A 20850-nucleotide genomic window follows, 5' to 3' on the forward strand; every position below is an offset into this window, starting at 1 on the left:
GCATGGCGTCTCATCTGGATCTGGAAGAACAGGAACAGCTCGAACAGCTGAAGGCTTTTTGGAAGCGCTGGGGAAATGCGATCACCTGGGTGGTGACGCTGGCGCTGCTGGCCTATGCGGGCTGGAGCGGCTGGAACTACTGGCAGCGCGAGCAGGCCGCCAAGGCCTCGGCGATGTACGGCGAATTGGAGCGCGCCGTCGAGGCCGGCGACCTGGAGAAAGGCCAGCAGGTGCTGACCGACCTGCGCAACGGCTATGCGCGTACCGCCTATGCGGCCCAGGGCGGCCTGCTGGCTGCCAAGCTGCAACTCGACAAGGGCAAGGCCGACGACGCCCGTGCCACGCTGGCGTGGGTGGCGGACAACGCCCGCGAGGCCGCCTACAAGGATGTTGCCCGCCTGCGTCTCGCGGCGCTGCAGATGGACGCCAAGCAGTATGACGAGGCCGGCAAGAGCCTGGACGCCGTGAAGGGCGCCGAGTTCGCCGCGCTGGTGGCCGACCGCCGCGGCGACCTGGCGCTGCTGCAGAACAAGCCGGACCTGGCCAAGGACCATTTCAAGAAGGCCTACGACAGCCTGGACAAGACCCTGGATTACCGCCGCATCGTCGAATACAAGCTGGCCACGCTGGGCGTGGCGGTGGACGAGCCGGCCGCTGGAGCGAAGCAATGATGGGCCGCATTCCTTCCCGTGCCTTCACGACCGCCGCGCTGGCGGCGCTGACCCTGCTGGGCGGCTGCTCGTGGTTTGGCGGCTCCAATGCGCCCAAGCCGGCGCCGCTGGAGCAGATCTCGCCGCAGCTGGCGGTGAGCGTGGCCTGGCAGGGCCGCGTGGACAGCGTGAAGTTCCCGCTCAGCGTCGCCACGCCCAAGGGCCAGTACGTGCTCGCCGGCACCGATGGCGTGGTGCAGGCGCTGTCTGCCGTTGATGGCGCCTCGCTGTGGCGCGCCGACCTGAACCAGGGCCTGGCCGCGGGCGTGGGCAGCGACGGCCGCTATGCCGCCGTCGTGACGCGCAACAGCGAGCTGGTGGTGCTGGACGAAGGCAAGGTGCTGTGGCGCAAGACGCTCAAGACGCCCGTGGTCACCGCCCCCTTTGTGGCCGGTGAGCGCGTCTTCGTGCTGACGCTGGACCGCATGGTGCTGGCGTTCGACGCGCTCGACGGCCGCCGTCTGTGGGAACTGCGTCGTCCCGGCGACGCGCTGACGCTGCAGCAGTCCGGCGTGATCGGCGCCTATGGCAACACCCTGGTGGTGGGGCAGGGCGCCCGTTTGGCCGGGGTCGATTCGCTGCGCGGCACCGTGCAGTGGGAAGCCCCCGTGTCCACCCCGCGCGGCACCAACGAGGTGGAGCGCCTGGCCGACCTGGTGGCGCCCGTGGTGCGCAGCGGCGAGCTGCTGTGCGCGCGCGCCTTCCAGTCCGCCGTGGGCTGCGTCAATGCCGAGCGTGGCGGCCCGGTGTGGAGCCGCAATGTCGGCGGCACCCAGGGCCTGGGCGGTGACGCCGAGCTGATCGTCGGCGCCGATGCCTCCGACCGCATCACCGCATGGGCCACCCGCAATGGCGATGTGCAATGGACCGCCGACCAGTTCCAAAACCGCCGCCTGAGCGCGCCGGCCGTGCTGGACCGCGCCGTCGTGTTTGGCGATGGCGAGGGCTATGTGCACTTCCTGTCGCGCGACAAGGGCAAGACGCTGCAGCGCCTGCCCACCGACGGTTCGCCCATCGCCACCGCCCCGGTGGTGTCGGGCAACACGCTGCTGATCGTGACGCGCAACGGCGGGCTCTTCGCCCTCCGTCCGCAGTAAGGTCGGCGGCCCTTCGATACGCTTGCTGAGAACAAGAACAAGATGAAACCCGTGATCGCCCTGGTGGGCCGGCCCAATGTGGGCAAGTCCACGCTGTTCAACCGCCTGACCAAGAGCCGCGATGCCATCGTGGCCGACTTCGCCGGGCTGACACGCGACCGCCACTACGGTGACGGCCGCCTGGGCGATCGCGAGTTCATCGTCATCGACACCGGCGGCTTCGAACCCGACAGCAGCAGCGGCATCGTCAAGGAAATGGCCAAGCAGACCCGCCAGGCCGTGGCCGAGGCGGATGCGGTGGTCTTCGTTGTCGACGTCCGCCTGGGCGTGTCCGGACAGGACCATGACATCGCGCGCTATCTGCGCCAATCCAACAAGCGCGTCTTCCTCGCCGTCAACAAGGCCGAGGGCATGAGCGACTCCCCGCTGCTGGCCGAGTTCCACGAACTGGGCATGGGCGAGCCGCATCCGATCTCGGCCGCACATGGCCAGGGCATACGCAGCATGCTGGAATGGGTGCTGGAGGACTTCGAGCCCGACGCCGAGGACGAAGAGGGCGAGGACGAGGAAGCCCCGCAGGTCATCCGCCTGGCCGTCGCGGGCCGGCCCAATGTGGGCAAGAGCACGCTGATCAACACCTGGCTGGGCGAAGAGCGCCTGGTGGCCTTCGACATGCCCGGCACCACGCGCGACGCGATCAGCGTGGACTTCGAGCGCAACGGCCAGAAGTTCAAGCTCATCGACACCGCCGGGCTGCGCCGCAAGGGCAAGGTTTTCGAGGCGATCGAGAAGTTCTCGGTGGTCAAGACCCTGCAGGCCATCGCCGATGCGCATGTGGTGCTGCTGCTGATCGACGCCACGCAGGGCGTTTCCGACCAGGACGCCCACATCGCCGGTTATGTGCTGGACTCCGGCCGGGCCGTGGTGGTGGCCATCAACAAATGGGATGCCGTGGACTGCTACCAGCGCGAGCAGCTGGAGCGCTCCATCCAGACCCGGCTGGCCTTCTTGCGCTTCGCGCCCATCCTGCACATCTCGGCGCTCAAGCGCCAGGGCCTGGGGCCGTTGTGGAAGGCTCTGGGCGAGGCCCACGCCTCGGCCTATCGCAAGATGAGCACGCCGGTGCTGACCCGGCTGGTGCACGAGGCCGTGCAGCACCAGGCGCCCAAGCGCGCCGGCACCTTCCGCCCCAAGCTGCGCTATGCCCACCAAGGTGGTATGAACCCGCCCATCGTCGTGATCCACGGCAATTCGCTGGAGCACATCGGCGATGCCTACAAGCGCTATCTGGAAGGGCGCATCCGCGATCACTTCAAGCTGGTCGGCACGCCGCTGCGCATTGAGATGCGCTCGTCGAAGAACCCGTTCGCCGAAGGGGCGGGCTGAAGCGCCCTGGCTGGGCCGGGTTTCGGGAGGGCTGCGGGGAAACCCGGGCCTGTGTTAAGGTGCGCACTCCAACACCATCTCCCTCAACACGGAGCATATCGTGAGCAACAAAGGACAACTCTTGCAAGACCCCTTCCTGAATCTGCTGCGCAAGGAGCATGTGCCGGTGTCCATCTACCTGGTCAACGGCATCAAGCTGCAAGGCCACATCGAGTCCTTTGACCAGTATGTGGTGCTGCTGCGCAATACGGTGACGCAGATGGTCTACAAGCACGCGATCTCCACCGTGGTGCCGGGTCGTGCCGTCAACTTCCACGCAGGCGAGAGCAACGACGCTGCCTGAGTCGGGCGGGCCCACCGGGCCCGCTTTCTGCCCCTACCTTGAGTTCCACTGATCCGAGTCACCGCACGCCGCCCCCAGAGGCGGCGCGCGCCATTCTGGTGGGCGTCGATTTCGGTCGCGGCGCCTCGTTCGATCCGCGGCTCGACGAGCTCGCCCTGTTGGCCGAATCGGCCGGGGACACCCCGGTCGCCCGTGTCATCGCGAAGCGCAAGGCGCCCGATGCGGCGCTGTTCGTCGGCGAAGGCAAGGCCGACGAAATCAAGCTGCTGGTGCAGGCGCATGACGCCCACACGGTGCTGTTCGACCAGGCCATCTCGCCGGCGCAGCAGCGCAACCTGGAGCGCCACCTGGGCGTGCCGGTGGCGGACCGCACCGCGCTGATCCTGGAGATCTTCGCCGCCCGTGCCCAGAGCTTCGAAGGCAAGCTGCAGGTCGAGCTGGCGCGGCTGCAATACCTGGCCACGCGCCTGGTGCGGCGCTGGAGCCACCTGGAGCGCCAGAGCGGCGGCATCGGCATGCGCGGCGGCCCGGGCGAGCGCCAGATCGAGCTGGACCGCCGCATGATCGACGAGCGCATCAAGACCATCAAGGAGCGGTTGCGCAAGGTCGAGCGCCAGCGCAGCACGCAGCGCCGCGCCCGCGCGCGCAACAACGTCTTCCGCGTTTCGCTGGTGGGCTACACCAACGCCGGCAAATCCACGCTGTTCAACGCACTGGTCAAGGCGCGCACCTATGCGGCGGACCAGCTCTTCGCGACGCTGGACACCACCACCCGCTCGCTCTACCTGGAGGAGGCGGGGGCCAGCGTGTCGCTGTCCGACACCGTGGGCTTTATCCGCGACCTGCCGCACAAGCTGGTCGAAGCCTTCAAGGCCACGCTGCAGGAGGCGGCCGACGCCGACCTGCTGCTGCATGTGGTCGATGCCGCGTCGCCGGTGCTGGACGAGCAGATGGCCGAGGTCCAGCGCGTGCTGGCCGAGATCGGCGCCCAGCATGTGCCCCAGATCCTCGTGTACAACAAGCAGGATCTGCTGGAGCCCAACCAGCGTCCGCGTCAGCCGCAGGACTGGCTGCAGGCCGGCCCCGCCGGCGAACTGCTGCCGCGCGTGTTCGTCAGTGCGCACAGCGGCGAAGGACTGGACCTGCTGCGCGCGATGATCGCCAGAAGCGTGCACGACGACTTGAAGCCCGAGGACTCGCCCTCAGATGCGCAGCAGGCTGCCGACATCGCCGATACTCGCGCCGAGGCAAGTACTGACCCCGGCGCTGCCGCAAACCAAAACGTTCGACAACAGGCATGAGCATGAATCAAACCGACCGCGGCCCTTCGCGCATGGATCCGGCGGGGCGCGCAGGCGTGATGCAGCGCTGGACGCGCCTGCTGAGCAATGGCCGCAACGACGGCCCGCCCGATCTGGACGAGCTGTGGCGCGATTTCAATCGCAAGCTCTCCGGCCTGTTCGGAGGCCGTGGCGGCGGTGATGGCAACCAGGGCGGCGGCTATGGCAACGGCAGCGGCGGCACGCCGCCCGACATGAAGGGCGCCGGGCTGGGCATCGGCCTGGTCGGCGGCATCGTCGCGCTGGGCTGGCTGGCCAGCGGCGTCTTCATCGTCCAGGAAGGCCAGCAGGGTGTGATCACCTCGTTCGGAAAGTACAGCCGCACGGTGGACGCCGGCATCCAGTACCGCCTGCCCTATCCCTTCCAGGCCAACGAGGTCGTCTCGGCCACCCAGCTGCGCTCGGTGGAAGTGGGGCGCAGCTCGGTGGGGCAGGTGACCGGATTGCGCGACTCCTCCATGCTGACGCAGGACGAGAACATCGTCGACATCCGCTTCACCGTGCAGTACCGCCTGAAGGACGCACGCGACTACCTCTTCGAGAACCGCAATGCCGACGATGCCGTCGTGCAGGCGGCCGAGGCCGCCGTGCGCGAGATCGTCGGCAAGAGCAACATGGATTCGGTGCTGTACGAGCAGCGCGATGCGATTGCCGCCGATCTCGCCAAGTCCATCCAGGCACAGCTGGACCGGCTCAAGGCCGGCATCCTGATCGCCAACGTCAACGTGCAGAGCGTGCAGGCGCCCGAGCAGGTGCAGGCCGCGTTCGACGACGCCGTGAAGGCCGGTGCCGACCGCGAGCGCCTGAAGAACGAAGGCGAGGCCTACGCCAACGACGTGATCCCCAAGGCCCAAGGCACGGCCGCGCGCCTGCGCGAGGAGGCCGAGGGCTACCGTGCGCGCGTCGTGGCCCAGGCCGAGGGTGATGCGCAGCGCTTCAAGAGCGTGCTGAGCGAATACCAGAAGGCGCCGGCGGTGACGCGCGATCGCATGTACATCGACACCATGCAGCAGGTCTACAGCAATGTGACCAAGGTGATGGTGGACAGCCGCAGCGGCTCCAACCTGCTCTATCTGCCGCTGGACAAGCTGCTGCAGCAGGGCAGCAGCGGCACCGTGACCAGCACCCCGCCGACGCCGGTGACGAGCACGCCGGAGCCTCTGCCCCCCAACCTGAATGACCCGCGCTCGCGCGACGGCATGCGCAGCCGCGACCGTGACGGCCGTTGACGAGCGGAGTCCCCACCATGAACCGTTTGATATCCATCGCCCTGGGCCTGCTGGTCGTTTTCATGCTGGCCAGCTCCACCCTGTTCGTCGTCGACCAGCGCCAGTTCGCGGTCGTCTACGCCCTCGGTGAGATCAAGGAAGTCGTCACCGAGCCGGGCCTGAAGTTCAAGCTGCCCGCGCCGCTACAGAACGTGGTCTTCCTGGACCGCCGCGTGCAGACGCTGGACAGCCCGGAATCGCGCCCCATCTTCACCGCCGAGAAAAAGAGCCTGGTGATCGACTGGCTGATCAAGTGGCGCGTCACCGACGCGCGCCAGTTCATCCGCAACAGCGGCGCCGACATGCGCAACGTCGAGAACCGCCTCAGCCCCATCGTGCAGGCGGCGCTGAACGAGGAAGTCACGCGCCGCACCGTGCGCGCGGTGCTGGCCACCGAGCGCGAGAAGGTGATGCAGGACGTCCGCAAGCGCCTGGAGGAAGAGGCCAAGCAGTTCGGTATCGAGGTGCTGGACGTGCGCGTGAAGCGTGTGGACTTCGCGTCCAACATCACCGAGTCGGTGTACAACCGCATGAAGTCGGAGCGCGTGCGCGTCGCCAACGAGCTGCGTTCCACCGGCACGGCCGATGGCGAGAAGATCCGCGCCGACGCCGATCGTCAGCGCGAGGTCATCATCGCCGAGGCCTACCGCGATGCCCAAAAGATCAAGGGCGAAGGCGACGCCAAGGCCTCCGCGATCTATGCCGAAGCCTTTGGTCGCGATCCCGCCTTCGCGCAGTTCTACCGCTCGCTGGAAGCCTATCGCCAGACCTGGCGCAGCAAGTCCGACGTGATGGTGGTGGACCCCAACACCGAGTTCTTCAAGGCCCTGCGCGGCGGTGCGCCGGCCGCCGCCGGTCCCGCGCCGCGCAAGTAAAGACCGGGCGGGCATGGCCGACCTGCTGCTGAGCGCGGTGGCGCTGATGTTGGTGATCGAGGGGCTGATGCCTCTCGTGAACCCGCAGGCCTGGCGCCAGGTCTTCACCCGGCTGCTCGCGATGAGCGACGGGCAGCTGCGCTTCATCGGTCTGGCCAGCGTCGCGTTGGGGCTGCTGTTGCTGTTTCTTTTCCGCGGCTGACAGCCGACGGTTTGCTCGGGATTGCCGGGTTCGCGCGCGACCCCGGTACAATGCCTTTTTTAATCCCCCATTCCGTCCATGTCCTCTGCTTGGCTGCTGCCCGAGCACATCGCCGACGTCTTGCCGTCCCAGGCGCGCCGCATCGAAGAACTGCGGCGTGAGTTGCTGGACATGGCGCGCAGCTATGGCTGCGAGCTGGTGATGCCGCCCCTGTTGGAGCATCTCGAATCGCTGCTGTCCGGCACCGGGCATGCGCTGGATCTGACCACCTTCAAGCTGGTCGACCAGCTGTCCGGGCGCAGCCTGGGCCTGCGCGCCGACACCACGCCGCAGGTCGCGCGCATCGACGCCCACCTGCTCAATCGCGCCGGCGTCACCCGCCTGTGCTACTGCGGCCCGGTGTTGCACACCCGTCCGCGTGGACTGCATGCCACGCGCGAGCCGCTGCAGTTCGGTGTCGAGGTCTACGGCCATGCCGGTCTGGAGGCCGATCTGGAGGTGCAGGAGCTGGCGCTGGACGCGCTGCAGCGCGTGGGCCTGCAAGACCTGACCCTGGACCTCGGCGACGCACGCCTGCTGCAAGGCCTGCTGGACGGCTGCACGCTGCCCGAGGGTCGCGAGGACCAGATCGTCGCCGCGCTCGCCGCGAAGGACGCCGCCGAGTTGCGGGCGCTCACGCAAGACCTGGCCCCGGCGGTGGCCTCCGGCCTGCAGGCGCTGCTGGCGCTGTATGGTGGCATGGAGGTGCTGGCGCTGGCGCGCGACCGGCTGCCCGCGCATCCGCTGATCCAGGCTGCGCTGCATGATCTGGAGTGGCTCGCGCGCCATGTCGTGGCCGCCCATCCCGGCGTGCGTCTGGGCTTCGACCTGGCGGACCTGCCGGGCTATGCCTACTACAGTGGCGCGCGCTTTGCGATCTACGCCAAGGGCAGCAGCGAGGCGCTGCTGCGCGGAGGCCGCTACGACGAGGTCGGTGCCGTGTTCGGCCGCCGCCGTCCGGCGGTGGGGTTCAGCCTGGACCTCAAGACCCTGGTGGGTCTGATTCCCGAGACCGCTCTGCGGGCGGCGGTGCGTGCGCCCTGGGGTGAGGATCCGGCGCTGCGTTCGGCGGTGCGCCGCCTGCGCGAGCAGGGCGAGACGGTGGTCTGCGTCCTCCCGGGTCATGAGCACGAGAACGACGAATTCGAGTGCGACCGCGAGCTGGTGCTGGCCGGCGACCAATGGGTGCTGCGCGCGCTGTGACGCGCCGCAGATGGCTTTAGTTTTCACCGGATGAACAAGATGCAAAGCAGTGAGATCGCGCGCGGCCGCAATGTGGTGGTCGTGGGCACCCAGTGGGGTGACGAAGGCAAGGGCAAGGTCGTGGACTGGCTGACCGACCACGCCCAGGGTGTGGTGCGCTTCCAGGGCGGCCACAATGCCGGCCACACGCTGGTGATCAAGGGCGTGAAGACCGCGCTGCAGCTGATCCCCTCGGGCATCATGCGCGACGGCGTGGCCTGCTACATCGGCAACGGCGTGGTGCTGGACCCCAACCACCTGATGTCCGAAATCGAGCGCCTGGAGAAGGCCGGCGTGGAGGTGCGTTCGCGCCTGTTCATCAGCGAGAGCTGCCCGCTGATCCTGCCCTTCCACGTCGAGGTGGACCGGGCCCGCGAGGCGCTGCGCGAGAGCAGCGGCAGCGGCAAGATCGGCACCACCGGCAAGGGCATCGGCCCGGCCTATGAAGACAAGGTGGCGCGCCGCGCGCTGCGTGTGCAGGACCTGAAGCATCCCGAGCGCTTCGCGAAGAAGCTGCGTGAGCTGCTGGAGCTGCACAACTTCGCGCTGACGGGCTACCTGAAGGCGGGCGCGCTGGAGTTCCAGCCCATCTACGACCACGCGCTGCAGCTGGCCGAGCAGATCAAGCCCATGATGGCCGACGTCGGCTACATGCTGCACAAGGCCCACCAGGCAGGCCAGAACATCCTGTTCGAGGGGGCCCAGGGCACGCTGCTGGACATCGACCATGGCACCTATCCCTATGTGACCTCCAGCAACTGCGTGGCCGGCAACGCGGCGGCCGGCGCAGGCGTCGGGCCGCAGATGCTGCATTACATGCTGGGCATCACCAAGGCCTATGCCACTCGCGTCGGCTCGGGTCCGTTCCCGACCGAGCTGGACTGGGAGGTGCCGGGCACCGTGGGCCATCACCTGTCCACCGTGGGCCAGGAGCGCGGCACCGTGACCGGGCGCGCGCGCCGCTGCGGCTGGCTGGATGCCGCCGCGCTGAAGCGCTCCATCATCATCAACGGCATCAGCGGCCTGTGCCTGACCAAGCTGGACGTGCTGGACGGCCTGGCCGAGGTGAAGATGTGCGTGGGCTACGAGCTCAACGGCAAGACCACCGACATCCTGCCGCTGGACGGCGACGAGATCGCCGCCTGCAAGCCCATCTACGAGACCTATCCCGGCTGGACCGAGAGCACCTTCGGCGCCACCCGTTGGGAGCAACTGCCGGCCAATGCGCGTGCCTACCTGGAGCGCGTGCAGCAGGTGATCGGTGCGCCGATTGCGATGGTGTCCACCGGCCCGGACCGCGAACACACCATCCTGCTGCAGCATCCCTACCAAGCCTGAACCCGCGGTGGCCCGCAACGGGCCGCCGCTCATGACATCACCGAGATCCACGCTGAGGAGCCAAGACCCATGTTGACCGACGACGGCAAGCATCTGTATGTGTCCTGGGACGAATACCACCTGCTGATCGAGCGCCTGGCGCTCAAGGTCTACAACTCCGGCTGGGAGTTCGACCAGATCCTGTGTCTGGCCCGCGGCGGCATGCGCCCGGGCGACGTGCTGTCGCGCGTGTTCGACAAGCCGCTGGGCATCATGTCCACCAGCTCCTACCGCGCCGAGGCGGGCACCATCCAGGGCCGCCTGGATATGGCCAAGTACATCACCATGCCCAAGGGCGAGCTGGCCGGCCGCGTGCTGCTGGTCGACGATCTGGCCGACTCCGGCGTCACGCTGAAGGCCGTGGTCGAGCGTCTGCGCGGCATGCCCGCGATCACCGAGCTGCGTTCCGCGGTGATCTGGACCAAGAGTGTTTCGGCCTACACGCCGGACTACTACGTCGAGCTGCTGGAGACCAGCCCCTGGATCCACCAGCCCTTCGAGGACTACGACTCGCTGCGCCCCGATGCGCTGGCGAAGAAGTTCGCGATCTGACGTGGAAATGCAAAAAGCCGGCTCCTCGAAGCCGGCTTCTTGTTTCGGTCCCTAGAATGGATGCAATGGCTGCCGATGTGAACACCGTTCTGCCGCAAGCGGCGGGCTCCGAGGGAAGGGGCCCGGCCGGTCCGGGTTGGGTGTTGCACGCACTGCGCAAGCGGGATGCGGCCGCCGGAAAAGAAAAAAGCCAGCTTGCGCTGGCTTTCATCGAATTTGGTGCCCAGGAGAGGACTCGAACCTCCACGGAGTTACCCGCTAGTACCTGAAACTAGTGCGTCTACCAATTCCGCCACCTGGGCAAGGTTCCAAGAGAAAATCAAGAAGATTTGCTTGGACGTCTCAGGAAAGAAAAGGATTCTAATATCAAAACGACACAACACACAAGCCCCGCCACCGACAATTCTTCCAAGGCCGCGGGCCTGCTGAGCGAGGTGGAAGGCGTGGTGCAAGGTCACCGCGACGGCTACGGCTTCCTGATCAGCGAACAAGATGGTCCGGACATCGTGCTGTCCGCGCAGGAGATGCATGCGGTGATGCATGGCGACCGGCTGCGCGTGCGCGTCACGCGTTACGACAAGCGCGGCCGTCCCGAGGGCAAGGTGCTGGAGATCCTGGAACGGCGCAAGAAGCCCATCATCGGCCGGCTGCTACTGGAGTCGGGCATCTGGCTGGTCGCGCCCGAGGACAAGCGCTACGGCCAGGACATCCTGATCCCGAAGAACGCGATCGCCAATGCCACCGCCGGCCAGGTCGTCGCGGTGGAGCTGACCGAGCCGCCGTCGCTGTACTCGCAGCCGGTGGGCCGCGTGACCGAGGTGCTGGGCGAGATCGACGACCCCGGCATGGAGATCGAGATCGCGGTGCGCAAGTACGAGGTGCCGCATGCCTTCAGCGCCGAGACGCTGGCGCAGGCGGCCAAGCTGCCGGACAAGGTGCGCGCGGTGGACATGAAGCACCGCGTGGACCTGCGCGACGTGGCTCTGGTCACCATCGATGGCGAGGACGCGCGCGACTTCGACGATGCGGTCTACTGCGAGCCGCACAAGCAGGGCCGCGGCAAGAATGCGTTCAAGGGCTGGCGCCTGATCGTCGCGATCGCCGACGTGAGCCACTACGTGAAGCCCGGCGAGCCGCTGGACGCCGATGCCTACGAGCGCGCCACCTCGGTGTACTTCCCGCGCCGCGTGATTCCCATGCTGCCGGAGAAACTCTCCAACGGCCTGTGCTCGCTCAACCCCGAGCAGGACCGGCTCAGCATGGTCTGCGACATGCTGATCACCGAGGCCGGTGAGATCCATGCCTACCAGTTCTACCCGGCGGTGATCTGCTCGCATGCGCGCTTCACCTACACCGAGGTCGCGGCCATCCTGTCCAACACCCATGGACCCGAAGCCGCCAAGCGAAGCGCGCTGGTGCCGCATCTGCTGCATCTGCACGAGGTCTACCGGGCGCTGCTGGCGCAGCGCGAGAAGCGCGGCGCGGTGGACTTCGACACCGTCGAAACGCAGATCGTCTGCGACGAGAACGGCCGCATCGAGAAGATCGTGCCGCGCGTGCGCAACGAGGCTCACCGCTTGATCGAGGAGGCCATGCTGGCCGCCAACGTCTGCTCGGCCGATTTCATCGGCCACAACAAGCACCAGGGGCTGTACCGCGTGCACGAGGGGCCGACGCCCGAGAAGCGCATGGCCCTGCAGGCCTATCTGCGCGCGCAGGGCGTGGGCCTGTCGATCAGCGACGACCCCAGCCCGGGCGAGTTCCAGGCCATCGCCAAGGCGGTGAAGGAGCGACCCGACGCGCAGCAGATCCACACCATGCTGCTGCGCTCCATGCAGCAAGCCATCTACACGCCGGCCAATTCGGGCCACTTCGGGCTGGCCTACGGGGGCTACACGCACTTCACCAGCCCGATCCGGCGCTATCCAGACCTGCTGGTGCATCGCGTGATCAAGGGGATCCTGGCCGGTAAGCGCTACCACCTGGACGCGCACAAGATGGCTGCCGCCAAGCCCCTGATCAGCAAGCGCTCCGGCCCGGCCAAGCCGCACAACCCGATGGCGGCGAGCACCGAACAGGAACGCTGGGAGATCGTCGGCGCGCACTGCAGCGCCAACGAGCGCCGCGCCGACGAGGCCTCGCGCGACGTCGAGGCCTGGCTCAAGTGCCGCTACATGCGCGAACACCTGGGCGAGGAGTTCAGCGGCACGGTCAGCGCGGTCACCGGTTTCGGGTTGTTTGTCCAGCTCGACGCGATGTTCGTCGAGGGGCTGGTCCACATCACCGAGCTGGGAGGCGAGTACTTCCGCTTCGACGAGGTGCGCCAGGAGCTGCGCGGCGAGCGCACCGGCATCCGCTATCACGTCGGCACGCGCGTCCAGGTGCAGGTCAGCCGCGTGGACCTGGATGGCCGGCGCATCGATTTCCGCCTGGTGCGCGAAGCCGATGAACTGCGCCAGCGCAGCGGCGCCAGCGGCAAGTCGTCCGAAGGCCGGGCTGCCGGGCGTGGCGCCGGGCGGAAGTCCGACAAGCGGGCTGGCAAGGCCGCCGAGCGCGAGGCGCGCAAGGCGGCCGATCCGGCCGCCGACGCGCCGCCCGCGGCGACGCGGGCGAGCGAGGCGCTGGACGAGGTCCAGCGCGCCGATCGCGCACTGAAGGCGCAGCGCCGCGCCACGCTGAAGGCCAGCCATCCGGTGGTGGTGCGCCAGGCCGCCGCCAAGGCGGGACGCGCGGTGAAGCGGGGCGAGACCAAGCCGGCGCGCAAGAAGCGCTGAGGGGCAAGGCCCCGCGCAGGGCTCAGCGGTGCAGCCGGGCCATGCGCTCGATCAGGTCGGCGGCACGCAACGGACCGCGCCAGCCCTGCGCGGCCAGGCCATGCCAGGCCACGCCGGCGCAGGCCAGTTCGAGCAGGGCCTGCTCGGCGGAGCCGGCCGCGCTGTCGTGGCACTGGGCCGCCTGCTGAGCCCACAGGCCTCCCAGCCAGCCGGCCAGCACATCGCCGGTGCCGGCGGTCGCCAGCGCCGCGCCACCGCTGGCGTTGATCCGCGGGGGCAGGGGCGCCGGGGAGGCGATCACGCTGCCGGAGCCCTTCAGCACCACGGTGGCGCCAAAGCGCAGGGCGAGCCGGCGCGCCGCGTCCAGGCGGGCATGCTGGATCGCCGCGGCATCGCAGTCCAGCAGCCGGGCGGCTTCCAGCGGGTGCGGCGTCAGCAGCGTGGCCTGTCCGCGCGCACGGCGCAGGGCCAGCAGCTCGCGCAGCGCGGGGGCGGCGGCCACGGCATTCAGCGCGTCGGCATCCAGCACCAGTCGGCGCGCCGCGCGCAACAGCGCGGGCAGGCGTTGGGTCACCGCGCTGCCGCCTCCACAGCCGCAGACCAGGGTCAGGTCTTGCCAGGCCGACACATCGTCCCAGCGCTCGGCGCGCCAGAGCATCAGCTCGGGGCGCGGCAGGCCCGTGCCCTGGGCATCGAGCGGGCTCAGGTAGACGCGCCCGGCCCCAGCCGCCAGTGCGGCGGCTCCGGCCAGCCCGACGGCGCCACTCATGCCGCTGGCGCCGCCCAGCACCAGCACGTCGCCCTGGCGGCCCTTGTGGCTGCTCGGGCTGCGTGCATGGCGTTGCTGCCAGGTCGACAGTGCCGCGAGGCCGCTCAGCAGGGCCTCGGGCGGGCCCGCGGCGTCGGGGAGGGCGCCCAGCGCGTCGAACCAGATCGTGCCGCAGCGGCTGCGCCCCTCGGCGGTGAACAGTCCCGGTTTCAGGCTCAGCAGGCACAGCGTGTGGTCGGCGCGCACCGCGTCGCCCAGGCAGGCGCCGGTGCCTGCGTGCAGCCCGCTGGGCAGGTCCACGGCCAACGCGCGCACCCCCGCCGGGCGGGCGTTGATGTGTTGGATGGCTTCGGCCAGCGCGCCCGCGGCCGGTCGGTCGGTGCCCAAGCCCAGCAGGCCGTCGACCACCAGTTCGCAATCCGCCGGTATCTCGGCGGGGCCGGGCTGGATGGGCACGCCAGCGGCCAGCGCCCGTGCCAGCGCATGGCGGGCGTCAGGCGGTGCCGACGCGCTGGCGCCGATGTGCCGGACCTGTACTCGGCGCCCCGCCTCCTGCAGGTGGCGCGCGGCGATCAGCGCGTCGCCGCCATTGTTGCCGGGGCCGCAGAGCAGCCAGATCATGCGCCCCTGCGGTGCGAGCGCCAGGGCCAGCTTGGCCAGCGCAAGCCCGGCGCGCTCGATCAGGGCATGGTCTGGCAGTGAGGCCTGCAGGCGCTGTTCCAGCTGGCGACTGGTGGCCACGCCCAGCAAGGGGTGGTCGTGCCCGGGCAGCTGGGCGTCGGAGAGGAGGAGTTGCATGCGCCTACTCTAGTCCACGCCCCCTTTGCCGTCGTGCGCGCGAGCCCTAGTGCAGCGCCGCGGGTTCCAGCGCTTGCGTGTCGATGGCGGTGGGCTGCTGCTGGATGCGCTGGGCGAGCAGATGGGCTGCGCCCAGGGCCAGGATCCAGCCGTGTTCACCGTGGCCGATGTTGAGCCAGATGCCGGGCTTGCCGCTCGCGCCGATCAGCGGCAGGCCGCTGGGCAGCAAGGCGCGCTGCCATTTCCATCGCTGCACGGAGCCATGCTGCTGGGCGCCGGGAAAGACATCGTCCAGCACGCGCTGCAGGCGCGCCAGCGGCTTCTCGCCCAACTGCTCGGCGTCGCCGCCCAGTTCGGGGCCGCCGCTGACCCGCACGCGCTGGCCCAGGCGGGTCAGCGCGACGCGTTGCTGCATGTCCATCAGAGCCGCTTTGGGGCCCAGGTCGGGATGGGCCTCCAACTGACGCAGCGGGGCCGTCAGCGTGTAGCCGTGCACCGGTGCCAGGGGCAGCTGCAAGCCCAGGCCGGCCAGCAGCGCGGGCGATCCGGCTCCCGCGCAGAGCACGACGGCGTCGAACTCCAGGCTGCGGTCCGCCAGCTTCAGCAGCGGCCTGGGGCCGGGCTCGAGCCCCTGCACCTCGGCCTGCAGATGCAGGCCGGCGCCGAGCTGCTGCAGCGCGCCGCGCAAGGCCTGCACGAATTGGCGCGCATTGCCGGACTCGTCCTGGCGCAGATGCAAGCCGGCGTGCAGGGTCAGCTCCGGCGCGAGGCCGGGCTCGATCTCTCGGCAGGCCTGGGCGTCGAGCAGGCGCAGCGCATGGCCCTGGCGTTCCAGTCGCTGCAACAGCGGCTGGTCCTGCTGCAGGTCGCGCTCGCGCCGCCACAGCAGCAGCAGGCCGTGGGATTCTTCGTACTCGGGCTGCAGCTGACGCTTCAGCTCGGCCAGGCGCTCGCGGCCCAGCGCCGCGAGCTCATGCAGCGCGCCGGGTGCTTCGGCCTTGTGGCGCCACTGGCTCCAGCGCCAGGCGGCATGGCGTGGGCGGTCCGTCCATTGCAGTGCGCCGAGGTCCGGCTGCGCCGCCAGCCAACCCGGCGCGATCAGGCCGGCCGGCGCGAAGCTCGCACCGGTGGCCACGCCCGTGCTGCGTTCGAAAACCTGCACGTCGTGGCCGGCCTGGGCCAGCTCGTGAGCGCAGCACATGCCGGCCAGTCCGGCACCGACGATGGCAACCCGCATGCTCAGTGCACTCCACGGCCGGTGGTCGGGGCCAGCGCGGCCTCCAGCTGATCTGCGACGCCCAGCAGCGCGTCGTCGCGGCCGTTGAGGGTCCAGGCCATCAGTCCGACCGGCAGCTCGCCGGGGGCCTCGCAGGGCAGCGAGATCGCGCAGCCGTCGAGCAGGTTGACGATGGCCGGATTGCGCAGCAGACGCGCATTGGTGGCGAAGAACAAGGCATCGGACTCCAGCAGCGGAGCCAGTTCGGGGGCATGCATCGGGACGGTGGGGCTGAGCAGAGCATCGAAGCCGGCGATGGCTTCGTGCATCTGCGCGATGAAGAGACGGCGCTCGCGCAACAGATCGATGTAGTCGGCGGCGCTGATGGATTCGCCGCGCCGTATGCGCAGCGCGACGCGCGGATCGTACAGCGCTTCGCGCTCGGCCAGCCGGCGGCGATGCCAGGCCCAAGCCTCCGCGGCGGTGAGTCCGCCCTGCGCCTGCAGCGCAGGCAGCCGCACGAAGGCCTCGGCGAGCGAGACCTCCGCGATGCGCGCGCCGGCGGCGCGCAGCAGGGCCAGCGCGCGTTCGAAGGCCATGGCGACGCCGGGCTCCAGCTCGTCCTGCATCAGCTCCCGGACCACGGCCAGGCGCAGGTCGGCGAGTGGCCGCCCTGCGATCCGCGTCGGGGCGGGCTGGGCGGCGAGGACATGGTGCAGCAGCCGGGCATCGCGCACCGAGCGCGTGATCGCGCCGACGGTGTCCAGGCTGGTGGACAGCGGGATGCAGCCTTCGCGCGGGGTGCTCTGCGCGCTGCACTTGAAGCCCACCAGGCCCTGCAGCGCGGCGGGGATGCGCAGCGAGCCGCCGGTGTCGCTGCCCAGCGCGGCCCAGGCGGCGCCGGTCGCGACGCTGACGGCGGCCCCCGAGCTGGAGCCGCCCGGGATGCGCGTGCGCCCGTCCAGCGCGTGGGTGACCGGGTTGCCCGGCGTGCCGTGGTGGGGATTGATACCCACGCCGGAGAACGCGAACTCGCTCATGTGGGTGTGGCCCAGCAGCGCGGCGCCGGCCTGGCGCAGTCGCGCCACGGCCGGCGCATCCGCCGCTGCCGGCGCGGCGTCCCGCAGCGACGCGGAGGCCGCCGTCGTGGGGTGGCCGGCGACGTCGAACAAGTCCTTGATGGAGACAGCGAGTCCGGCGAGCGGCGGCAGCGGGGCGCCCGCGCGAACCAGGCGATCAACGCAATCGGCCTGCGCCGAAGCCGGCTCTGCGAAGAGGCGCACGAAGGCCGACGCACAGGCCGGGCTGCGGGCGATGGACAGGCTCTGCGACATCAGCTCGGACGCTGAGGTCTGGCCCTGACGCATCTGCTGCAGGGCGGCTGTCAGGTCATGGGGCATGGATGGTGTATACTCTTTGGGTTTTGCTGATCGGACCTTCGATGCCCGCTTCCCGGGAAGGGATTCCCAGGGTGGGGTGGCAGGGGTCCCAGGCAAAGCGAATCGCAAACCCGGCTGTCGAAAGGTGTTGCGACGCAAGCGGAAACAAGGCGGGATCGCCGCAAAAGTTCGTGAGCTTCGTTGCAATTCGTGCCGGATTTTAGAACCAACCTTCGGAGTTACCCATGTCCGTGACGATGCGCGAAATGCTGGAAGCCGGTGTCCACTTTGGTCACCAAACCCGCTTCTGGAACCCCAAGATGGCCCCCTTCATCTATGGCCATCGCAACAAGATCCACATCATCAACCTGGAAAAGACGCTGCCCGCGTTCCAGGAAGCCCTGAAGTTCGTGCGTCAGCTGTCGGCCAAGCGCGGCAACATCCTGATGGTCGGCACCAAGCGCCAGGCCCGCGACATCGTCGCCGAGGAAGCGCTGCGCGCCGGCATGCCCTATGTGAACCAGCGCTGGCTGGGCGGCACGCTGACCAACTTCAAGACCGTGAAGACCTCGCTGAAGTCCCTGAAGGACATGCAGGCCCAGGTCGAGGCTGGCACCCAGCCCGCGATCAAGAAGGAAGCGCTGCTGTTCAAGCGCGACATCGCCAAGCTCGAGAAGAACATTGGCGGCATCCAGGACATGGGTGCGCTGCCCGACGCGCTGTTCGTGATCGACGTCGGCTACCACAAGATCGCCGTGGCTGAAGCCAAGAAGCTGGGCATTCCGGTGATCGGCGTGGTGGATACCAACCACTCGCCCGAGGGCATCGACTACGTGATCCCGGGTAACGACGACTCCGCCAAGGCCGTGGCGCTGTACGCCAAGGCCGTGGCCGACGCCGTGCTGGATGGCCGTGCCAACGCCACGCAAGAGCTGGCCCAGGCCGTGGCCGCCGACGGCGACGAGTTCGTGGAAGTCAGCGAAGGCGCCTGAGCGCCCGCCTGAGCCCGCACGGGTCTGACGAGGGGGCTGCTACAGCCCCCTTTTTCTAAGCTGATTCAGATTTTGAGGATCCGCCGGCCAGACCGCCCGGATCCGAACAACCGGAGATTGATATGGCAGCAATTACCGCAAGCATGGTGGCCGAACTGCGTGCCCGCACCGACGCCCCGATGATGGAGTGCAAGAAGGCGCTGACCGAGGCCGAGGGCGACCTGGGCCGTGCGGAAGAAATCCTGCGCGTCAAGCTGGGCAACAAGGCCGGCAAGGCGGCGTCGCGCGTCACCGCCGAAGGTATCGTCGCCGCGGCCGTGGTGGGTGGTGCCGGTGCGCTGATCGAAGTCAACTGCGAAACCGACTTCGTCTCCAAGAACGACAGCTTCCTGGCTTTCGTGAACTCGCTGGCCGGCCTGATCGCCGAGAAGAACCCCGCCGACATCGACGCGCTGTCGGCGCTGCCGCTGTCGCAGGACGGCTTCGGCCCCACGGTCGAGGATGTGCGCAAGGGCCTGATCGGCAAGATCGGCGAGAACATGAGCATCCGCCGCTTCAAGCGCTATGAAGGCACCAAGCTGGCGTCCTACCTGCACGGCACCCGCATCGGCGTGATGGTGGCCTTCGACGGTGACGACGTGGCCGCCAAGGACGTGGCGATGCACGTGGCGGCGATGAAGCCGGCCGCGCTGTCCGCCGCTGAGGTGCCCGCGGATCTGGTCGCCAAGGAGCGCTCCATTGCCGAACAGAAGGCCGCCGAATCCGGCAAGCCGGCCGAGATCGTCGCCAAGATGGTCGAAGGCTCTGTTCAGAAGTACCTGAAGGAAGTGTCGCTGCTGGACCAGGTCTTCGTGAAGGCCGCCGACGGCAAGCAGACCGTGGGCGCGATGCTGAAGGACAAGGCCACCCAGGTGAAGAGCTTCACGCTCTACGTGGTCGGCGAAGGCATCGAGAAGAAGGTGGACGACTTCGCGGCCGAAGTGGCGGCGCAGAAGGCTGCCGCCGAAGCCGCCAAGGGAGCCTGAGCTTCATCTTCGGAAACAAGGGGCGCCTCTGGCGCCCTTTACACTTGTGCCTGCGCCGAAGGCGGGAATCGCAATGCCCCCGCTCGCGCAGCACCCCCATCGCTGTATTCAAGAGGTGACAATGCCCGCGCACAAACGCATCCTGCTCAAGCTTTCCGGTGAGGCCCTGATGGGCGATGATGCCTATGGCATCAACCGCGCCACCATCGTGCGCATGGTGCGCGAGATCCAGGAAGTGACCCAGCTGGGTGTGGAGGTCGCGGTCGTGATCGGCGGCGGCAACATCTTCCGCGGCGTTGCCGGCGGCTCCGTGGGCATGGACCGCGCGACGGCCGACTACATGGGCATGCTGGCCACCGTGATGAACGCGCTGGCGCTGGCGGACACCATGCGCCAGGAGGGCATGACCGCGCGCGTGATGTCCGCCATCGGCATCGAGCAGGTGGTCGAGCCCTATGTGCGCCCCAAGGCGCTGCAGTACCTGGAAGAGGGCAAGGTCGTGGTCTTCGCCGCGGGCACGGGCAACCCCTTCTTCACGACCGACACCGCCGCCGCGCTGCGCGGCGCCGAGATCGGCGCCGAGGTGATGCTCAAGGCCACCAAGGTGGATGGTGTCTACACGGCCGATCCCAAGAAGGATCCCAGCGCCACGCGCTACAGCCGCATCAGCTTCGACGAAGCCATCATCAAGAACCTGCAGGTGCTGGACGCCACCGCGTTCGCGCTGTGCCGCGACCAGAAGCTGCCGATCAAGGTGTTCTCCATCTTCAAGCCCGGTGCGCTCAAGCGCGTGGTGATGGGCGAGGACGAGGGCACGCTGGTGCACGTTTGAGCGTCCTGCCGCGTTGAGGCATCTGCCCGCGCGGCAACGCAATGAGAGAGGTCAAGACATGAGCATCGCTGACATCAAGAAGAACGCCGAAGCCAAGATGGCCAAGTCCGTCGAGGCCTTCAAGAACGAGTTGCAGAAGATCCGCACCGGCCGGGCCCACCCCGGCATCCTCGACCAGGTGCATGTGGACTACTACGGCTCCATGGTGCCCATCTCCCAGGTGGCCAACGTGAGCCTGCTGGACGCCCGCACGATCAGCGTGCAGCCCTGGGAAAAAGGCATGGGCGCGAAGATCGAGAAGGCCATCCGCGAGTCGGACCTGGGCCTGAACCCCTCCGCGCAGGGCGACCTGATCCGCGTGCCGCTGCCCCCGCTGACCGAGGAGCGCCGCAAGGAGCTGACCAAGGTGGTCAAGGGCGCCGGCGAAGATGCCAAGGTGGCCGTGCGCAACCTGCGCCGCGACGCCAACGAGCAGGCGAAGAAGCTGCAGAAGGACAAGCTGATCACCGAGGACGACGAGCGCCGCAGCCAGGATGAGGTGCAAAAGCTCACCGACCGCGTGATCGCCGACATCGACAAGCTGATCGCGGCCAAGGAAGCCGAGATCATGGCCGTCTGATTTCCGGCCGTTCCC

At 68.5% G+C, this 20850-nt stretch carries 19 protein-coding genes and 1 tRNA gene; 16 read left to right on the forward strand and 4 right to left on the reverse strand.

The window, feature by feature from the left end; genetic code table 11:
• The first annotated feature begins 2 nt into the window (after positions 1 to 2).
• From LZ017_RS01925 to LZ017_RS01975, 11 genes are all read left to right on the forward strand, one after another.
• The gene (locus tag LZ017_RS01925) at positions 3 to 671 is read left to right on the forward strand and encodes a tetratricopeptide repeat protein (protein ID WP_241298357.1); all 669 of its coding nucleotides are present in this window, start codon (positions 3 to 5) and stop codon (positions 669 to 671) included.
• Positions 668 to 1807 carry an outer membrane protein assembly factor BamB gene (gene bamB / locus LZ017_RS01930; RefSeq protein ID WP_241298358.1) on the forward strand — a complete coding sequence of 380 codons (1140 nt, stop codon included), beginning with the start codon at positions 668 to 670 and terminating at the stop codon, positions 1805 to 1807. Before LZ017_RS01925 ends, bamB begins: the two co-directional genes overlap by 4 nt.
• A gap of 42 nt (positions 1808 to 1849) precedes the next feature.
• Entirely contained in the window at positions 1850 to 3193 is a 1344-nt protein-coding gene (gene der, locus LZ017_RS01935) for a ribosome biogenesis GTPase Der (RefSeq protein ID WP_241298359.1), read from the forward strand.
• Positions 3194 to 3293: 100 nt separating this feature from the next.
• The gene (hfq, locus tag LZ017_RS01940; RefSeq protein WP_241298360.1) at positions 3294 to 3536 is read left to right on the forward strand and encodes an RNA chaperone Hfq; all 243 of its coding nucleotides are present in this window, start codon (positions 3294 to 3296) and stop codon (positions 3534 to 3536) included.
• 38 nt (positions 3537 to 3574) lie between these two features.
• A complete protein-coding gene (gene hflX / locus LZ017_RS01945) occupies positions 3575 to 4837 on the forward strand; it encodes a GTPase HflX (RefSeq protein ID WP_241298361.1) in 1263 nt (420 codons plus the stop codon).
• A 32-nt stretch (positions 4838 to 4869) separates the two neighbouring features.
• Positions 4870 to 6105 (forward strand): FtsH protease activity modulator HflK, encoded by a 1236-nt coding sequence (gene hflK, locus LZ017_RS01950; protein WP_241298698.1) that lies wholly within the window; start codon positions 4870 to 4872, stop codon positions 6103 to 6105.
• Positions 6106 to 6122: 17 nt separating this feature from the next.
• The gene (gene hflC, locus LZ017_RS01955) at positions 6123 to 7019 is read left to right on the forward strand and encodes a protease modulator HflC (RefSeq protein WP_241298362.1); all 897 of its coding nucleotides are present in this window, start codon (positions 6123 to 6125) and stop codon (positions 7017 to 7019) included.
• 13 nt (positions 7020 to 7032) lie between these two features.
• The gene (locus tag LZ017_RS01960) at positions 7033 to 7221 is read left to right on the forward strand and encodes a DUF2065 domain-containing protein (RefSeq protein ID WP_241298363.1); all 189 of its coding nucleotides are present in this window, start codon (positions 7033 to 7035) and stop codon (positions 7219 to 7221) included.
• 78 nt (positions 7222 to 7299) lie between these two features.
• Complete coding sequence (locus LZ017_RS01965) at positions 7300 to 8463, forward strand: ATP phosphoribosyltransferase regulatory subunit (RefSeq protein ID WP_241298364.1); 1164 nt, start codon at positions 7300 to 7302, stop codon at positions 8461 to 8463.
• Between the two features lie 39 nt (positions 8464 to 8502).
• Positions 8503 to 9840, forward strand: a complete 1338-nt coding sequence (locus tag LZ017_RS01970; protein WP_241298365.1) for an adenylosuccinate synthase — start codon at positions 8503 to 8505, stop codon at positions 9838 to 9840.
• 69 nt (positions 9841 to 9909) lie between these two features.
• Positions 9910 to 10431 carry a phosphoribosyltransferase gene (locus LZ017_RS01975; protein WP_241298366.1) on the forward strand — a complete coding sequence of 174 codons (522 nt, stop codon included), beginning with the start codon at positions 9910 to 9912 and terminating at the stop codon, positions 10429 to 10431.
• Between the two features lie 217 nt (positions 10432 to 10648).
• Here the strand turns inward: LZ017_RS01975 and LZ017_RS01980 are convergent.
• Positions 10649 to 10733, reverse strand: a tRNA-Leu gene (locus tag LZ017_RS01980).
• 27 nt (positions 10734 to 10760) lie between these two features.
• On the opposite strand from LZ017_RS01980, the gene rnr reads away from it, so the two are divergent.
• Entirely contained in the window at positions 10761 to 13205 is a 2445-nt protein-coding gene (gene rnr, locus LZ017_RS01985; RefSeq protein WP_241298367.1) for a ribonuclease R, read from the forward strand.
• A 22-nt stretch (positions 13206 to 13227) separates the two neighbouring features.
• Here the strand turns inward: rnr and LZ017_RS01990 are convergent, their stop codons facing one another.
• Genes LZ017_RS01990 through LZ017_RS02000 form a run of 3 tightly spaced genes read right to left on the reverse strand, consistent with a single transcriptional unit; the run spans position 13228 to position 17388 of the window.
• Entirely contained in the window at positions 13228 to 14772 is a 1545-nt protein-coding gene (locus tag LZ017_RS01990) for an NAD(P)H-hydrate dehydratase (protein ID WP_241298368.1), read from the reverse strand.
• 46 nt (positions 14773 to 14818) lie between these two features.
• Positions 14819 to 16009, reverse strand: a complete 1191-nt coding sequence (locus LZ017_RS01995) for an FAD-binding oxidoreductase (RefSeq protein WP_241298369.1) — start codon at positions 16007 to 16009, stop codon at positions 14819 to 14821.
• A 2-nt stretch (positions 16010 to 16011) separates the two neighbouring features.
• On the reverse strand, positions 16012 to 17388 hold the full coding sequence (locus LZ017_RS02000; RefSeq protein ID WP_241298370.1) for an amidase: 1377 nt from the start codon (positions 17386 to 17388) through the stop codon (positions 16012 to 16014).
• A 224-nt stretch (positions 17389 to 17612) separates the two neighbouring features.
• On the opposite strand from LZ017_RS02000, the gene rpsB reads away from it, so the two are divergent.
• From rpsB to frr, 4 genes are all read left to right on the forward strand, one after another.
• Complete coding sequence (gene rpsB, locus LZ017_RS02005) at positions 17613 to 18359, forward strand: 30S ribosomal protein S2 (protein WP_241298371.1); 747 nt, start codon at positions 17613 to 17615, stop codon at positions 18357 to 18359.
• Positions 18360 to 18481: 122 nt separating this feature from the next.
• Positions 18482 to 19384, forward strand: coding sequence for a translation elongation factor Ts (gene tsf / locus LZ017_RS02010; protein ID WP_241298372.1), 903 nt, complete (start codon positions 18482 to 18484; stop codon positions 19382 to 19384).
• 121 nt (positions 19385 to 19505) lie between these two features.
• The gene (pyrH, locus tag LZ017_RS02015) at positions 19506 to 20216 is read left to right on the forward strand and encodes a UMP kinase (protein WP_241298373.1); all 711 of its coding nucleotides are present in this window, start codon (positions 19506 to 19508) and stop codon (positions 20214 to 20216) included.
• Between the two features lie 58 nt (positions 20217 to 20274).
• Positions 20275 to 20835, forward strand: a complete 561-nt coding sequence (frr, locus tag LZ017_RS02020; protein WP_241298374.1) for a ribosome recycling factor — start codon at positions 20275 to 20277, stop codon at positions 20833 to 20835.
• The last annotated feature ends 15 nt before the right edge of the window (positions 20836 to 20850 follow it).

The sequence above is a fragment of the Pelomonas sp. CA6 genome, from assembly GCF_022549225.1.
In the GTDB taxonomy this organism is placed as follows: domain Bacteria; phylum Pseudomonadota; class Gammaproteobacteria; order Burkholderiales; family Burkholderiaceae_C; genus Roseateles.

What these genes read in the sequence shown, in the direction of transcription:
- LZ017_RS01925 (WP_241298357.1), top strand. Translation starts at nt 3, where the DNA reads ATGGCGTCTCATCTGGATCTGGAAGAACAGGAACAGCTCGAACAGCTG.
- bamB (WP_241298358.1), top strand. Translation starts at nt 668, where the DNA reads ATGATGGGCCGCATTCCTTCCCGTGCCTTCACGACCGCCGCGCTGGCG.
- der (WP_241298359.1), top strand. Translation starts at nt 1,850, where the DNA reads ATGAAACCCGTGATCGCCCTGGTGGGCCGGCCCAATGTGGGCAAGTCC.
- hflK (WP_241298698.1), top strand. Translation starts at nt 4,870, where the DNA reads ATGGATCCGGCGGGGCGCGCAGGCGTGATGCAGCGCTGGACGCGCCTG.
- hflC (WP_241298362.1), top strand. Translation starts at nt 6,123, where the DNA reads ATGAACCGTTTGATATCCATCGCCCTGGGCCTGCTGGTCGTTTTCATG.
- LZ017_RS01960 (WP_241298363.1), top strand. Translation starts at nt 7,033, where the DNA reads ATGGCCGACCTGCTGCTGAGCGCGGTGGCGCTGATGTTGGTGATCGAG.
- LZ017_RS01965 (WP_241298364.1), top strand. Translation starts at nt 7,300, where the DNA reads ATGTCCTCTGCTTGGCTGCTGCCCGAGCACATCGCCGACGTCTTGCCG.
- LZ017_RS01970 (WP_241298365.1), top strand. Translation starts at nt 8,503, where the DNA reads ATGCAAAGCAGTGAGATCGCGCGCGGCCGCAATGTGGTGGTCGTGGGC.
- LZ017_RS01975 (WP_241298366.1), top strand. Translation starts at nt 9,910, where the DNA reads ATGTTGACCGACGACGGCAAGCATCTGTATGTGTCCTGGGACGAATAC.
- LZ017_RS01990 (WP_241298368.1), bottom strand. Translation starts at nt 14,772, where the DNA reads ATGCAACTCCTCCTCTCCGACGCCCAGCTGCCCGGGCACGACCACCCC.
- LZ017_RS01995 (WP_241298369.1), bottom strand. Translation starts at nt 16,009, where the DNA reads ATGCGGGTTGCCATCGTCGGTGCCGGACTGGCCGGCATGTGCTGCGCT.
- LZ017_RS02000 (WP_241298370.1), bottom strand. Translation starts at nt 17,388, where the DNA reads ATGCCCCATGACCTGACAGCCGCCCTGCAGCAGATGCGTCAGGGCCAG.
- rpsB (WP_241298371.1), top strand. Translation starts at nt 17,613, where the DNA reads ATGTCCGTGACGATGCGCGAAATGCTGGAAGCCGGTGTCCACTTTGGT.
- tsf (WP_241298372.1), top strand. Translation starts at nt 18,482, where the DNA reads ATGGCAGCAATTACCGCAAGCATGGTGGCCGAACTGCGTGCCCGCACC.
- pyrH (WP_241298373.1), top strand. Translation starts at nt 19,506, where the DNA reads ATGCCCGCGCACAAACGCATCCTGCTCAAGCTTTCCGGTGAGGCCCTG.
- frr (WP_241298374.1), top strand. Translation starts at nt 20,275, where the DNA reads ATGAGCATCGCTGACATCAAGAAGAACGCCGAAGCCAAGATGGCCAAG.